Source organism: Pseudomonas sp. Eqa60, from assembly GCF_018326405.1.
GTDB classification, from domain to species: domain Bacteria; phylum Pseudomonadota; class Gammaproteobacteria; order Pseudomonadales; family Pseudomonadaceae; genus Aquipseudomonas; species Aquipseudomonas protegens.
This window is the reverse complement of record NZ_AP024342.1, coordinates 2,203,090-2,218,280: the sequence shown is the minus strand read 5'-3', so window position 1 is coordinate 2,218,280 and position 15,191 is coordinate 2,203,090. Positions and strand designations below refer to the sequence as shown.

The 15,191-nt window shown below is 64.0% G+C and carries 13 protein-coding genes and 1 pseudogene; 7 read left to right on the top strand and 7 right to left on the bottom strand.

The window, feature by feature from the left end; genetic code table 11:
- The first annotated feature begins 26 nt into the window (after positions 1 to 26).
- The 4 genes and pseudogenes from KI242_RS10050 (at position 27) to hemN (ending at position 4,935) form a co-directional block, all read left to right on the top strand.
- Positions 27 to 2,477, top strand: coding sequence for a heavy metal translocating P-type ATPase (locus tag KI242_RS10050; RefSeq protein WP_011060235.1), 2,451 nt, complete (start codon positions 27 to 29; stop codon positions 2,475 to 2,477).
- 21 nt (positions 2,478 to 2,498) lie between these two features.
- Complete coding sequence (gene ccoS, locus KI242_RS10045; RefSeq protein WP_011060234.1) at positions 2,499 to 2,729, top strand: cbb3-type cytochrome oxidase assembly protein CcoS; 231 nt, start codon at positions 2,499 to 2,501, stop codon at positions 2,727 to 2,729.
- Positions 2,722 to 3,404 (top strand): annotated as a pseudogene (locus tag KI242_RS10040) (sulfite exporter TauE/SafE family protein). The gene ccoS and the pseudogene KI242_RS10040 overlap by 8 nt, the downstream one beginning before the upstream one ends.
- 148 nt (positions 3,405 to 3,552) lie before the next feature.
- The gene (gene hemN / locus KI242_RS10035; protein ID WP_011060232.1) at positions 3,553 to 4,935 is read left to right on the top strand and encodes an oxygen-independent coproporphyrinogen III oxidase; all 1,383 of its coding nucleotides are present in this window, start codon (positions 3,553 to 3,555) and stop codon (positions 4,933 to 4,935) included.
- Here the strand turns inward: hemN and KI242_RS10030 are convergent.
- Positions 4,932 to 5,411 (bottom strand): hypothetical protein, encoded by a 480-nt coding sequence (locus KI242_RS10030; RefSeq protein ID WP_053150069.1) that lies wholly within the window; start codon positions 5,409 to 5,411, stop codon positions 4,932 to 4,934. The two genes, hemN and KI242_RS10030, sit on opposite strands and share 4 nt — an antisense overlap.
- Before the next feature lie 153 nt (positions 5,412 to 5,564).
- Between KI242_RS10030 and fnrA the strand changes: the two genes are divergently transcribed.
- Both fnrA and KI242_RS10020 read left to right on the top strand, forming a co-directional pair.
- Positions 5,565 to 6,299, top strand: coding sequence for a Crp/Fnr family transcriptional regulator FnrA (gene fnrA / locus KI242_RS10025; protein WP_011060230.1), 735 nt, complete (start codon positions 5,565 to 5,567; stop codon positions 6,297 to 6,299).
- Positions 6,300 to 6,380: 81 nt separating this feature from the next.
- Entirely contained in the window at positions 6,381 to 6,929 is a 549-nt protein-coding gene (locus KI242_RS10020; protein ID WP_011060229.1) for an adenine phosphoribosyltransferase, read from the top strand.
- Between the two features lie 7 nt (positions 6,930 to 6,936).
- Here the strand turns inward: KI242_RS10020 and KI242_RS10015 are convergent, their stop codons facing one another.
- The 5 genes from KI242_RS10015 to dnaX all read right to left on the bottom strand — a co-directional run bounded on the left by KI242_RS10015 (position 6,937) and on the right by dnaX (position 12,586).
- On the bottom strand, positions 6,937 to 8,085 hold the full coding sequence (locus KI242_RS10015) for an acyl-CoA dehydrogenase family protein (protein ID WP_169893333.1): 1,149 nt from the start codon (positions 8,083 to 8,085) through the stop codon (positions 6,937 to 6,939).
- Between the two features lie 102 nt (positions 8,086 to 8,187).
- On the bottom strand, positions 8,188 to 8,790 hold the full coding sequence (gene recR / locus KI242_RS10010) for a recombination mediator RecR (RefSeq protein ID WP_011060227.1): 603 nt from the start codon (positions 8,788 to 8,790) through the stop codon (positions 8,188 to 8,190).
- Positions 8,791 to 8,848: 58 nt separating this feature from the next.
- Entirely contained in the window at positions 8,849 to 9,892 is a 1,044-nt protein-coding gene (locus KI242_RS10005; protein ID WP_011060226.1) for an NADP-dependent oxidoreductase, read from the bottom strand.
- A 210-nt stretch (positions 9,893 to 10,102) separates the two neighbouring features.
- On the bottom strand, positions 10,103 to 10,441 hold the full coding sequence (locus KI242_RS10000) for a YbaB/EbfC family nucleoid-associated protein (RefSeq protein ID WP_015634779.1): 339 nt from the start codon (positions 10,439 to 10,441) through the stop codon (positions 10,103 to 10,105).
- 66 nt (positions 10,442 to 10,507) lie between these two features.
- A complete protein-coding gene (dnaX, locus tag KI242_RS09995; protein WP_053150063.1) occupies positions 10,508 to 12,586 on the bottom strand; it encodes a DNA polymerase III subunit gamma/tau in 2,079 nt (692 codons plus the stop codon).
- Between the two features lie 139 nt (positions 12,587 to 12,725).
- Between dnaX and KI242_RS09990 the strand changes: the two genes are divergently transcribed.
- Complete coding sequence (locus tag KI242_RS09990; RefSeq protein ID WP_019093852.1) at positions 12,726 to 13,496, top strand: transporter substrate-binding domain-containing protein; 771 nt, start codon at positions 12,726 to 12,728, stop codon at positions 13,494 to 13,496.
- Here the strand turns inward: KI242_RS09990 and KI242_RS09985 are convergent.
- Entirely contained in the window at positions 13,469 to 15,187 is a 1,719-nt protein-coding gene (locus tag KI242_RS09985; RefSeq protein ID WP_123473747.1) for an EAL domain-containing protein, read from the bottom strand. The genes KI242_RS09990 and KI242_RS09985 overlap by 28 nt on opposite strands.
- Between the last annotated feature and the right edge of the window lie 4 nt (positions 15,188 to 15,191).

Sequence of the window (15,191 nt, the reverse complement as noted above, 5' to 3'; positions counted from 1 at the left end):
TTTTTCCCACATTACAAAGACCGCCGATGACCACGCCACTGCCTTGCTACCACTGTGCCCTGCCGGTTCCTGCCGGTAGCCGGTTCACCGCCGTCGTGCTTGGCCAACCCCGGGAGTTCTGCTGCCCGGGCTGCCAGGCAGTGGCCGAAGCCATAGTCGCTGGCGGTCTGGAGCACTACTACAGCCATCGCAGCGAGGCCTCGGCCAACCCTGAAGCCCTGCCCGTGCAACTGGTGGACGAACTGGCGCTGTACGACCGCGCCGACGTGCAGCAGCCCTTTGTCCGGCACGAAGGCGAGCTGGCGGAAACCACGCTGCTCATGGAGGGCATCAGTTGTGCCGCCTGCGGCTGGCTGATCGAAAAACACCTGCGCAGCCTGCCAGCGGTGGCCGAAGCCCGGCTCAACCTGTCCAACCACCGCCTGCACGTGCGCTGGGCCGACAGCCAACTGCCCCTGAGCCAGGTGCTCAGCGAGCTGCGCCACATCGGCTACGCCGCCCACCCGTATCAGCCGGATCGCGCCTCCGAGCAACTGGCCAGCGAAAACCGCCTGGCCTTGCGCCAGCTGGGCGTCGCCGGCCTGCTGTGGTTCCAGGCCATGATGGCGACCATGGCCACCTGGCCGGAATTCAACATCGACCTGAGCCCCGAGCTGCATACGATCCTGCGCTGGGTCGCGCTGTTTCTCACCACGCCCATCGTCTTCTACAGCTGCGCACCGTTCTTCAAGGGCGCCATGCGCGATTTGCGCACCCGCCACCTGACCATGGACGTCTCGGTGTCCCTGGCCATCGGAGGGGCCTACCTGGCCGGCATCTGGACCTCCATCAGCGGCATTGGCGAGTTGTATTTCGATGCCGTCGGCATGTTCGCCCTGTTCCTGCTCGCCGGACGCTACCTGGAACGCCGGGCCCGGGAGCGCACCGCGGCGGCTACCGCGCAACTGGTCAATCTGCTGCCAGCTTCCTGCCTGCGCCTGGATGAAGACGGCCAGAGTGAACGCATCCTGCTCAGCGAATTGCGCCTGGGCGACCGGGTGCTGGTGCATCCCGGCGCAGTACTGCCGGCAGACGGCAAGATCCTCGACGGCCAATCGAGCATCGACGAATCCCTGCTCACCGGTGAATACCTGCCGCAGCCCCGTGGCCTGGGCGATAGGGTGACCGCCGGTACCTTGAACGTCGAAGGTGCGTTGACAGTGCAGGTCCAGGCCCTGGGCCAGGACACCCGGCTGTCGGCCATCGTGCGCCTGCTGGACCGGGCCCAGGCAGAGAAACCGCGGCTGGCGGAGGTTGCCGATCGCGCAGCCCAGTGGTTCCTGCTGTTCTCGCTGATCGCCGCGGCCGCCATCGGGCTGCTGTGGTGGCAATTAGACGCCTCACGGGCGTTCTGGATCGTCCTGGCCATGTTGGTGGCGACCTGCCCTTGTGCGCTGTCCCTGGCCACGCCCACAGCGCTCACCGCCGCCACCGGCACCTTGCACAAGCTCGGCCTGCTGCTGACCCGCGGCCATGTACTGGAAGGCCTGAACCAGATCGACACAGTGATTTTCGACAAGACCGGCACTCTCACCGAAGGGCGGCTGGCGCTGCGTTCCATCCGGCCATTGGGGGCGCTGTCCAGCGATGACTGCCTGAGCCTGGCCGCAGCCCTGGAAAACCGTTCCGAGCACCCGATCGCCCGGGCTTTCGGCCGTGCCCCAGTGGCCGCCGAGGAAGTTACCAGCAGCCCCGGCCTGGGCCTGGAAGGCCTGGTGGGCGATCAGCGTCTGCGCATCGGGCAACCAGCCTACGTTTGCCAGCTCAGTGGCTGTACCGTTCCGCCCATGCCCGATGAGGCCGGCCAATGGCTATTGCTCGGTGACAGCCAGGGGGCTCTCGCCTGGCTGGTGCTGGACGACCGCCTACGCAGTGATGCTCCGGCCCTGCTGGCGGCCTGCAAGGCCCGTGGCTGGCACACCCTGCTACTGTCCGGGGACAGCTCGCCGATGGTCGCCAGTGTCGCTGCCGAACTGCAGATCGATGAAGCCCGGGGCGGCCTGCGCCCCGATGACAAGCTGCAAGTGCTGCAACAGCTGCACCAGCAGGGCCGCAAGGTGCTGATGCTCGGCGATGGGGTCAACGATGTGCCGGTGCTGGCCGCCGCCGACATCAGCGTCGCCATGGGCTCGGCCACTGACCTGGCCAAGACCAGCGCCGATGCGGTACTTCTGTCCAATCGCCTGGACGCCCTGGTGCAGGCCTTCAGCCTGGCCCGCCGCACGCGCCGGGTGATCATCGAGAACCTGCTCTGGGCCGGGCTGTACAATGGCCTGATGCTGCCGTTCGCCGCCCTCGGCTGGATCACTCCGGTGTGGGCGGCGGTCGGCATGTCCATCAGTTCCCTGACCGTGGTGCTCAACGCCCTGCGCCTGACCCGCATGCCGCGGCCGGCCGACAGCGCCGACGCCCCCGAAACCCGCCCGTTGCCGGCCTGAGCCGCCGGGCCTGGAGTCCAGATGCCAGCTCTTTACGTGATGATCCCGGCCGCCCTGCTGATCGTGGCCATCGCCATCTACATCTTCTTCTGGGCGGTGGACAGCGGCCAGTACGACGATCTCGACGGCCCGGCCCACAGCATCCTGTTCGACGACCAGGACCCAAGCCACACCGCCGCGGTGGATGAGGCCAAGGGCCAACCGAGCAGCGAAGCCGACCCCGCCAGAAAATCGGAACCGCCCCATGCTTGAACTGGCCCCTCTGCTGGTCTCTGCGCTGATCCTCGGCCTGCTGGGTGGCGGCCACTGCCTGGGCATGTGCGGCGGCCTGATGGGCGCCCTGACGCTGGCCATCCCCCGGAACAGCGCAGCCGACGCCTGCGCCTGCTGCTGGCCTACAACCTGGGCCGCATCCTCAGCTACGCCCTGGCCGGCCTGCTGCTGGGCCTGGCGGGCTGGGCTGTAGCCAACAGTCCGCTGGCGCTGTTCATGCGGGTGCTGGCCGGGTTGCTGTTGATTGCCATGGGCCTTTACCTGGCTGGCTGGTGGAGTGGCCTGACCCGCATCGAAGGCCTTGGCAAGGGCTTGTGGCGGCATATCCAGCCGCTGGCCAGCCGCCTGTTGCCGGTTTCCAGCCTGCCCCGTGCATTGCTCCTGGGGGCGCTGTGGGGCTGGCTGCCGTGCGGCCTGGTGTACAGCACCCTGCTGTGGTCGGCGAGCCAGGGCAGCGCCCTGGACAGCGCGCTGTTGATGCTGGCCTTCGGCCTGGGCACCTGGCCCGTGCTGCTGGCCACCGGGCTGGCAGCCGAACGGATCACCGCCTTGCTGCGTCAGCGCAGCGTACGCATGGCTGGCGGCGTGCTGGTCATTCTCTTCGGCATCTGGACCCTGCCTGGTCCTCACCAGCACTGGCTGATGGGCCACTGACCCCGGGGAGGCGCCCGGCAACCGGGCCTGTACGCCTCGTCGGCACTGCTCCGGCGGCTCCCGAACACCCTTGATACAAGTCAAGATGGCCCTGGCCTGAACCTCCTAGACTCGCGAACACTGCCAGCCTATCCGGGGGAATTCCCGCATGCTCGACGCCATTCGTTGGGACACAGATCTGATCCGCCGCTACGACCTGGCGGGACCGCGTTACACCTCATACCCGACCGCAGTGCAGTTCAACAGCCAGGTCGGCGCCTTCGACCTGCTGCACGCCCTGCGCGACAGCCGCAAGGCGCAGCGCCCGCTGTCGCTGTACGTGCACATCCCGTTCTGCGCCAACATCTGCTACTACTGCGCCTGCAACAAGGTCATCACCAAGGATCGCAGCCGCGCCTTGCCCTACCTGCAGCGCCTGGAACAGGAGATGCAACTGATCGCCTGCCACCTGGCCCCCAACCAGCGGGTGGAACAACTGCATTTCGGCGGCGGCACCCCGACCTTTCTCAACCACGATGAACTGCGCCAACTGATGGCCCTGCTGCGCAAGCACTTCAACCTGCTGGACGACGACTCCGGCGACTACGGCATCGAGATCGATCCCCGGGAAGCCGACTGGTCGACCATGGGCCTGTTGCGGGAGCTGGGTTTCAATCGGGTCAGCATCGGCCTGCAGGACCTGGACCCGGCCGTGCAACGCGCGGTCAATCGCCTGCAAAGCCTGGACGAAACCCGGGCGGTGATCGAAGCGGCCCGCACCCTGCAGTTCCGTTCCATCAACATCGACCTGATCTACGGCCTGCCCAAGCAGACCCCGGAAAACTTCGCCCGCACCGTGGAAGAAGTCATCAGCCTGCAACCGGACCGGCTCTCGGTGTTCAATTACGCCCACCTGCCAGAGCGTTTCATGCCCCAGCGGCGGATCAACGGCAGCGAACTGCCTGCCCCGGCGGAAAAGCTGCAGATGCTGCAACGCACCATCGAACAGCTGACGGCTGCCGGCTATCGCTACATCGGCATGGATCATTTCGCCCTGCCCGATGATGAACTGGCCATTGCCCAGGAAGAGTCCACCCTGCAACGCAACTTCCAGGGCTACACCACTCATGGTCATTGCGACCTTATTGGGCTCGGTGTTTCAGCCATCAGCCAGATCGGCGACCTCTACTGCCAGAACAGCAGCGACCTGACGCACTATCAAAACGCCTTGGCTGGCGCACAACTGGCCACCAGTCGCGGCTTGGTATGCAACGCCGATGACCGTCTGCGCCGGGAAGTTATTCAGCAACTGATCTGCAACTTTAGTCTTAAGTTCGAAGAGATCGAACAGGCTTTCAATATCGACTTTCGCGGCTACTTCAATGAACTCTGGCCGGAACTGGAAGAGATGGCCGACGACGGCCTGATTGAACTTGGCAGCGAAGCAATCATCGTGCTGCCAGCCGGTCGCCTACTTGTGCGCTCGGTGTGCATGGTGTTCGATGCATACCTGGGCCAGCAGAACCGCCAGCGGTTTTCCCGGGTGATCTAGGATTTCATGATCAAGGATGCAGCCTTCATCACCTGCTCTGAGCTCAAGCCCGCTTCTTTCATTGCCTTGGCCAGGGAGGCATTGGCGGTCAGCAAACCGCCGTTGAGTATTGCCAGGGCAGATTGCAGGCTGCCGATCCGGACCTTGGTTTCTTCAGGGCTCAGGTGCTTGTCGGCCATGACCGCCTGGAGCTGGGCGAGGGTCTCGGCAATCTGTTGTTGCAATTTTCTGATCATCTTGAGGATCTGCTGAATGTTTTCCGGCAGGCCGCTTTCCTCGATATCACTGTCACGCCCTTTGGCGGCGGCGGATTTGTTCAGGCCGGCGCCAGACAGCGACACTTTGACGCCCTCCCCGATCACTGGCTCTGCAACTAATGGAGAAATTCTTAGTTGCTCGTCAACCTGACTTGTCGAGGGCTCTTGAAGTGACTGCAAGTTATTGCTGCCATTAGTAATAGCGCCAACGGACGACATAATTTCAGCCTTCCAAGTTACTTTCGTTAACAGGTTATCGACCCATAAAAGGATAGCTTTACGACTAACAGTCAATACGGCACGGACTGGCCGGAACCTCCTCCCGTGAGTTACCCTTACGGCTTATGTGTGTTTTCCCACAAGGATTCTAGAATGTCCGAGCCAGTTAAACTGCGCGCTCACAACCAGGCCCATTGCAAGGATTGCAGCCTGGCACCCCTCTGCCTGCCACTTTCGCTGAATTTGGAAGACATGGACGCGCTGGACGAAATCGTCAAACGTGGCCGCCCATTGAAAAAAGGCGAATTCCTGTTCCGTCAGGGTGACGGCTTCGACTCGGTGTACGCCGTGCGTTCGGGCGCCCTGAAAACCTTCAGCCTGAGCGACAGCGGCGAAGAACAGATCACCGGCTTCCATCTCCCCAGCGAGCTGGTAGGCCTGTCAGGCATGGACACCGAAAGCCATCCCGTCTCGGCCCAGGCGCTGGAAACCACCTCGGTGTGTGAAATCCCCTTCGAACGCCTCGATGAGCTGGCACTGCAACTGCCACAGCTGCGTCGCCAGCTGATGCGGGTCATGAGCCGGGAAATCCGCGATGACCAGCAAATGATGCTGCTGCTGTCGAAAAAGACCGCTGACGAGCGTATCGCCACGTTCCTGGTCAACCTGTCCGCGCGCTTCCGCGCCCGGGGCTTCTCGGCCAACCAGTTCCGCCTGAGCATGTCGCGCAACGAAATCGGCAACTACCTGGGCCTGGCGGTGGAAACCGTGTCCCGGGTGTTCACCCGTTTCCAGCAGAACGAGCTGATTGCCGCCGAAGGCAAGGAAGTGCACATCCTCGATCCGATCCAGCTCTGCGCCCTCGCCGGCGGCTCGGTGGAGGGCTGATCCACAGCCTGTGCGGCTGAGCCAGGCGGCTCGGTCGCGGGTATACTGGCGCGGCCTATTTGCCCGCCAGGACACCTGAAGATGGCCTTCGATTCCTTCGACATCAAATCCCTGATACGCCCCGTCATCGACTTCCCGAAACCGGGCGTGATCTTCCGCGACATCACCCCCCTGTTCCAGTCTCCCCGGGCCCTGCGCCTGGTGGCGGACAGCTTCGCCCAGCGTTATGTCGAGGAAGACTTCAGCCACATCGGCGCCATGGACGCACGGGGTTTTCTGATCGGCTCGATCATCGCCTACCAGTTGAACAAGCCGCTGATCCTGTTCCGCAAACAGGGCAAGCTGCCGGCCGACATCCTGGCCGAGGGCTACCGGACCGAGTACGGCGAAGCCTTCATTGAAGTCCACGCCGACAGCCTGTGTGAAGGCGACTCGGTGCTGTTGATCGATGACTTGATCGCCACCGGTGGCACCCTGATCGCCGCCGCCAATCTGGTACGGCGCATGGGGGCGAAGGTCTATGAAGCCGCGGCGATCATCGACCTGCCGGAACTGGGCGGCTCGCAGAAGCTGCAGGACATGGGGATCCCGACCTTCTGCCTGACCCAGTTTTCCCTGACCGAACGCTAGCCTGCACCTACAGCCCCATCTGCTTGCTGATGATTTCGTTCATCACCTCGCGAGTGCCGCCGCCGATCGACAGAATGCGGTTGTCGCGGTAAAGGCGCTCCACCAGGCTTTCGCGCATGTAGCCCATGCCACCGAGGATCTGCACCGCATCGTGGGTAATACGGTCGGCGGTATCGGTGGCGAAGTTCTTGGCCATGGAAATTTCCTTGATCACGCTCTTGCCGGCGGCCATCTTCGCCGCCTGGCGATAGGTGAACTCCCGGGAAACCTCCAGGGCCGTGGCCATCTCCGCCAGACGGTGCTTGAGCACCTGGAACTTGGCGATGGGCTTGCCGAACGCCTCCCGCTCGCGCGCCCACTTCAGGCTTTCCTCCAGGGCCATCTGTGAGGTCATGTTGGCCATCAGGGCCAGGGCCAGGCGTTCGCTCTGGAAGTTGCCCATGATGCAGGCAAAGCCCATGTTCTCGACGCCGATCAGGTTGCCCACCGGCACCCGGCAATCGTCGAAGAACAGCTCGGCGGTATCCGAGGCCCACCAGCCCATCTTTTTCAACTGCCGACCCACAGTGAAGCCCGGCGTGCCCTTTTCGACCAGCAACAGGCTGATACCGCCGTAGCCAGGTTCGCCGGTGCGCACCGCAACGGTGTAGAAGTCGGCGCGCACGCCACTGGTGATGAAGGTCTTGCTGCCACTGAGCCGGTAATGATCGCCATCGCGCACGGCGCGGGTCTGCAGGTTGGCCACGTCCGAGCCGCCGCCGGGCTCGGTGACCGCCAGGGCGCTGATCTTCTCCCCGGACAACACCAGCGGTGCGACCCGCTCGCGCAATTCGGGGCGGGCCCATTTGGCGATGGGCGGCAGGCCGATATCCAGGGAACCGAGGCCCGCCACCAGGCCGCCGGAGCCACTGCGCATCAACTCCTCGCTGGCGGCGATCTTGGCGAACAGATCACCCTCATGGCTGCCGCCCAGGGCCTCGGGGTAACCGATGCCCAGAAGCCCGGCGGCCCCGGCCTTGAGGTACAGCTCACGGGGGAAACTGCCCGCCTCCTCCCACTCGTCGATCTGGGGAAGGATTTCACGCTCGACGAAACGTCGCACGCTGTCGCGGACCAACTGGTGGCTGGGGTCGAAGTATTCCTGGCAGGCAGACATCGGCAAGCTCCTCTGAAGGGTCGAAGGAACTTACCAAGCGCTTGCTTGGTTTTCAAGAGAATGCGTGGCGCATCCTTCGCCAGTCAGCCGGCTTCCGCAGCCTTACAACGCTATGGGTTTGCGCCCGGCAAAGGAGTGAGCCAGGGTGCCGCCATCCACCAGTTCCAGCTCGCCGCCCAGAGGCACGCCGTGAGCGATGCGCGAGGTGATCAGGCCCTTGTTGGTCAGCAGTTGGGCGATGTAGTGCGCAGTGGCTTCGCCTTCCACCGTCGGGTTGGTGGCCAGGATTACTTCGCTGAAGCTGCCCTGCTCCTCGATACGCGCCAGCAACTGCGGAATGCCGATGGCCTCCGGGCCCAGGCCATCCAGAGGCGACAGGTGGCCTTTGAGCACGAAGTAGCGCCCGCGATAGCCGGTCTGCTCCACCGCGTACACATCCATCGGCCCTTCCACCACGCACAGCAGGGTGTCGTCGCGACGCGGGTCGGCACACTGCGGGCACAGCTCGTCTTCGGTCAGTGTCCGGCACTGGCGGCAATGCCCCACGCCTTCCATGGCCTGGCTCAGGGCCTGCGCCAGGCGCAAGCCGCCACTGCGATCACGCTCGAGCAGTTGCAGGGCCATGCGCTGGGCGGTTTTCTGACCCACGCCCGGCAAGGTGCGCAGGGCATCGATCAGTTGGCGAATCAGGGGGCTGAAGCTCATGGGCAAAGGTCCGACAAAAACAACGAGACGCGGTTTATACCCGCGCCTCGGGGTAGCGTCAAATGCTCGCGTCCGGGGCGACCTTGACCACCAGCTTGCCGAAGTTGCGCCCCTCCAGCAGGCCAATGAAGGCTTCTGGTGCCTGTTCCAGTCCCTCGACCACGTCCTCCTTGAACTTGACCTTGCCTTCGCGCACCCAGGGCGCCATGGCCTTGATGAACTCCGGATGGCGGTCGCCATAGTCGTCGAAGACAATAAAGCCCTGGATGCGTACCCGCTTGGTGAGCAAGGTGCGCTGCAGCAGTGGCAGGCGATCCGGCCCCGGCGGCAGCGCCTGGGCGTTGTACTGGGCGATCAGCCCGCACAGGGGAATACGCGCCCTGGGGTTGAGCAGGGGCAGTACCCCGTCGAAGACCTTGCCACCGACGTTCTCAAAATAGATGTCCACGCCCTTGAAGCAGGCCTGGGCCAGTTCGTCGGCAAAGTCGGGGCTCTTGTGATCGATGCAGGCATCAAAACCCAGCTCCTCGACCACATAGCGGCATTTGTCGGCGCCACCGGCCACGCCCACCACCCGCAGCCCCTTGAGCTTCGCCACCTGCCCCACCACCGACCCCACGGCGCCGGAGGCCGCACCCACCACCAGGGTTTCCCCGGCCTTGGGCTGGCCGATGTCCATCAGCCCCATGTAGGCGGTCATTCCGGGCATGCCGAGCACACCCAGGGCCATGGAAGGGCTGGGCAGGCCAGAGGGCACCGGGATCAGGTTGCGGCCATCGCAAATGCAGTGGCTCTGCCAACCAGTGGCGCCCACCACCAGGTCGCCCTCCTGGAACTTGGGGTTGAGCGAACGCTCGACCCGGCTCACTGCACCGCCGGTCATGACCTCGTCTATTTCCACTGGCGCCGCATAGGACGGGGCATCACTCATGCGCCCGCGCATGTAGGGGTCCAGGGACAGGTAGAGGGTCTTTAACAGCACCTGGCCATCAGCCAGTTCCGGCAAGGCCACCCGCTCCAGGCGGAAATTCTCCGGGACCGGCGCGCCTTCGGGCCGAGAGACCAGCACCACGCGCTGATTGAGGGTCAATGTTTGCGGCATCATGGACACTCCTTTAGGGAAGGTTGAATGAAAGGGTATAGGTTGCAGACCCTGTGAATAGCATCACGTTCGATGTTTCTGCAGATGGATCTGCTGTGGCCTTCGCTGGCCACCCGGCTGCTACCCACCACGCAGTGCTGATCGCCAGGGCAAAAAAAAGCCAGGCTCAAGGCCTGGCTTTATGTAGTCCATCCGATGCGCTTGCGCGAATCAGAACGGCAATTTCATGCCTGGGGGCAGTTGCATGCCGGCGGTCATGCCGGACATCTTTTCCTGGCTGTTGGACTCGATCTTGCGCACGGCGTCGTTCACCGCAGCGGCAAACAGGTCTTCGAGCACTTCACGATCATCTTCGCTGACGCCTTCCAGCAGGCTCGGGTCGATGCTCACGCGCTTGATGTCATGACGGCCGGTCATGACCACGGTGACCATGTCGCCACCTGCCTTGCCGGTGACTTCGGCGTTGGCCAGTTCTTCCTGCATCTTGGCCATTTTTTCCTGCATCTGCTGTGCCTGCTTCATCAGGCCGGCCATGCCACCTTTCATCATGGGAATTACCTCAAAGTACGGGGATGGAAACGGCGCCCGGCCCCTGGCCCGACGCCCTTTGAATGATCAACCCTGAGCCGCCAGGGCCTCGACAGGTTCAATAGTATCGTGGCGCACCACTGCACCGAACTCCTGGACCATCCGCTGGATGAACGGATCACCATGGATCGACTCCTCGGCCTCGCGCTGACGATCGGCACGGCGCCGTGATGCAGCCTGGGCCGGGGTTTCCTGCTCGGGCTTGATCAGCTCGATCGCCAGGGTCAGGGTACGCCCGTGGTACTGGTTCAGGGCGTCGTTGAGGCGACGCTGCTGGGTGGCGTTGAACAGTGCGCTGTGGGCCGGGTCCAGGTGCAGCAGCCAATGGTCGCCGTCCACGGCCATCAGGGTGCAGTTGGCGGCGATGCTGCCGGTCATGCCCGAGATCGGCAGTTTCGGGAACAGTTGCAGCCATTCCAGGGCCAGGCCAGTGGCCGGCTTGGCAGCAGGTTCGGGCTCGGGTTCCGGCGCCGGATCGGCTGCGTGCTCACTGGCCAGTTCGTCCAGGTAGCTGTAGGCCGAATCCATGTCCGGCTCGATATAGTCCTCGTCCAGCGGCGGCTCGTCGTCCAGGTCGATACCCGGAGTGGCGGCGTCGACCTCCGCCACCGTGGGTTCCGGCACCGGGGCGCTGACCCACTCCGGCGCGTCCGGCACCACGCTGTCCGGCGTCGGGGTCGGCATCGGCGTCAGCTCAGGCTGCTCGGCGGCCACCTCCAGCACCGGCTCGACCGCTGGCTGCTGTTCGATCTGTGGCTCCACCGGATCGTTCCAGGGCAGGTCGACCACCGCTTCGGCAACCACCGGCTCGGGCTCGACGGCGACCGCTTCGGCCACAGGGGGCGCGACAGGTTCGGGCACGGCAACAGGTGCTGGCGCCACTGGAGCACTCACAACCGGAGCCGGGGCAACGGTCGCTACAGGCACGGCAGGTGCCGGCGCCGCCACGGCTTGGGCGGAATCAACTGTGGCCTGGCTGATCCCCACTGGCTTTAGCGGCTGTCTCGGTGCATCCGCGGTATCGGCTGGGCGGAAGGCCAGCATTCGCAGCAGGACCATTTCAAAGCCGCCGCGCGGGTCCGGCGCCAACGGCAGGTCGCGTCGACCGATCAGGCCCATCTGGTAATAGAACTGCACATCTTCGGCAGGCAGGGCCTGGGCCAAGGCCAGCACCCGGTCACGATCGCCGTGCCCGTTGTCGACCCCTTCCGGCAATGCCTGGGCAATCGCCACCCGGTGCAGCACGTTGAGAATTTCCGAAAGCACGCCGTTCCAGTCCGGCCCCTGCTCCGCCAAATGCCGCACCGCCTCCAGCAACGCCTTGGCGTCGCCGTTGATCAGCGCATGCAGCACGTCATAGACCTGGCCGTGATCGAGGGTGCCGAGCATGGCCCGCACATCGGCCGCCATGACCTTGCCTTCACCGAAGGCAATCGCCTGGTCGGTGAGGCTCATGGCATCGCGCATCGAGCCATCGGCGGCGCGGCCCAGCAGCCACAGGGCGTCATCCTCGAACGGCACGTTCTCCACGCCCAGGACGTGGCTCAAGTGCTCCACCACCCGTTCCGGGGTCATGTTCTTCAGGGAGAACTGCAAGCAGCGCGAGAGGATGGTCGCCGGCAGCTTCTGCGGATCAGTGGTCGCCAGGATGAACTTGACGTAGGGCGGCGGCTCTTCGAGGGTCTTGAGCAGGGCGTTGAACGAGTGGCTGGAGAGCATGTGCACTTCGTCGATCAGGTAGACCTTGAAGCGCCCGCGGCTCGGTGCGTATTGCACGTTATCCAGCAATTCACGGGTATCCTCGACCTTGGTCCGGCTCGCGGCGTCGATCTCGATCAGGTCGACAAAGCGCCCCTCATCGATCTCGCAGCACACCGAACAGGTGCCACAGGGCGTGGAAGTGATACCTGTTTCACAGTTCAGGCATTTGGCAATGATTCGCGCGATGGTGGTCTTGCCCACCCCGCGGGTGCCGGTAAACAGGTAGGCGTGGTGCAGCCGCTGGCTGTCCAAGGCATTGATCAGAGCCTTGAGCACATGGGTCTGGCCGACCATTTCGCGGAACGAGCGCGGACGCCATTTACGTGCAAGAACCTGATAACTCATCGAAAACCGTCGCAACTGGAAAGCGGAAGCCGGTAATGCTAGCGGAGCAAGGGCGAAATTGCATCCGGCGCGCTCGTCTAATCTGTCTAAGCTTGCATTTTGCAAAGGATTGCTCGCCCGCCGACACCCTGGAGACTGTATGCGTTTGACCTGGTGCGCCCTGTTTCTCTTCAGCGCCAGCCTGGAAGCCGCAGAGCCGCCCCTGCGCTTTGCCATCGCCGACAGTTGGACCATGCCGGCCATCGAGGTCGAAGGCGACCAGCCCACCGATGGCATCCTTTTCGACACCATGAACAGCCTGGCCCGGCACCTGGGTACCCCGGCGCAGTTTCATGTCCTGGCCCGGGCCCGAGTGCAGAACGCCATGGCCCAGGGCGAAGTCGACGTGCGCTGCTACGCGGCCCAGGCCTGGCTGCCGAACCTCTCCGGGGATTACCTGTGGAGCGTGCCGCTGTTCATCCAGCGCAACCTGCTGGTGAGCACCCATCCGGAGCCCTCGGTGGTCAACCTGCAGCAACTGTCGCGCCAGCATATCGGCACCGTCCTCAGCTATACCTACACCCCCTTGCAGCCGCTGTTCGACACCAACCAGCTGATACGCGACGACGCCCGCAACGAGGAGCAGGTGCTGCAGAAACTGGTGGTCGGGCGTTACCGCTACGCCATCGCCAGCCAGTGGACCCTGGACTGGTTCAACAAGACCCAGGCCACCGGCAACCCGCTGTACAGCGTCGCGGTGCTGCAGGAGCAGGCCGTCGGCTGCTATGTACGCAACGATCCGAGAGTGCCGGCCCAGCGCATCCTGCGCACCCTGTTGCGGATGAAGATGTCCGGCGAGATCGACGCCATCATCCAGCGTTACGTCGGCCCCCAGGACGACGCTCAGCCTCCCGACATCGCCTCGCCCTGAAGCTCGTCGCTTCGCCATGCCCGCGGTGGATCAAAGCTGCGCACCCAATCCAGCACCGCCTCGGCGGGCATTGGCGGCGCAATGAAATCCCCCTGGGCGACGTCGCAGCCAAGGGCCATCAAGCGCTCGCCATGCGCCAGGCTTTCCAGCCCCTCGGCCACCACGCGCCGGCCAAAGGCCTGGGCCAGCCCCACCAACGCCTGGATCAGCGCCTGATCGTCCGCGTCGTGCAGCATGTCGCGCACGAACAGCCGGTCGATCTTGATGGTATGGGTGCGCAGGCGCTTGAGGTAGCTGAGGGACGAATGGCCAGTGCCGAAGTCCCCCAGGGAGAACTGCACGCCAAATCCCTGGCAGGCATCGAGGCAATCGCTGACCCGCTGGATATTGTCGATGGCCACCGACTCGACGATTTCCAGGTCCAGCAACGCCGGCAATACATCCGGATAGCGATCGAGCATGTCCTTGAGCCGCTCGACGAAGTCCGGGCGCTGGAAATGCCGGGCCGCCACGTTCAGGCTCACCGGCCAGCCCAGCCCCGCCTGCTGCCAGCCTTGCAGGCGGGTCATCACCTGGTCCATGACCCATTCGCCGATCTCGACGATCAGGTCGGTCTCCTCCACCTGCTGCAGAAACTCCTGGGCCCCCAGCATGCCGCGCTGCGGGTGCTGCCAGCGCAGCATCGCCTCGAAGCCCACCACCTCACCGGTGCGCATGTTCACCTTGGGCTGGAAGTACAGGCGCAACTCGCCTGCGAGCAAGGCCTGGCGCACCTGCTCGACGGTCTGATAGGTGACCATCACTTCACGGTCGCGCAGTACATCGAACAGGTGGAAGCGGTTGCGTCCGCTCTGCTTGGCCACGTACATGGCCTGGTCGGCGTGGCGCAACAAGGTGTCGGCGTCGTGGTTGTCGGTGGGGTACAGGGTCACGCCGATGCTGGCGAAGACGTTGATATCCTTGCCCTGGATCGAGTATGGCTGGGAAATGGTCGCCAATACTCTTTGCAACGCCGCGCGCAGCTCCAGCATGTCGCGCACGTAACGTAAAATCAGCACGAACTCGTCGCCGGCCAGGCGAGCCACCACGTCCTCGCCGCGGATGATCGAGCGCAGCCGCGCAGCCACCTCCACCAGCAGCAGGTCGCCACAAGCGTGGCCATAGCCGTCATTGACCGCCTTGAAGCCATCCAGATCGAGCATGCAGACCGCCAGGGGAATATCCTGCGCCCGGGAGAAATCCAGAGCCTGGTGCAGCAGGTCCGAGAGAAAGGCCCGGTTGGGCAGCCCGGTAAGCACGTCGTGGCCGACCCGCCATTGCAACGAATGCAACAGCTGACGCTTTTCGCTGACATCGAAGCGGATCGACACATAACGCACCACCTGCCCGGAGCGCTGATCCACCAGCGGCACCATGGTGCTGTCGACCCAGTACAGGCTGCCGTCCTTGGCGCGGTTGCAGATCTCGCCCTTCCATACCCGGCCCTGGGTAATGGTCTGCCACAACTCGGCAAAGAACTCCGGCGGATGCAGCCCGGAACTGAGCATGCGGTGGTTGGCGCCGATCAGTTCTTCACGGCTGTAGCCCGAGACCTGGCAGAACAGATCGTTGACATAAGTGATGCTGCCGCCCAGGTCCGTCTCGGAGAAGATGGCGGCGGCATCGACGGCCCTGCGGTATTTCTCATCCATGAGT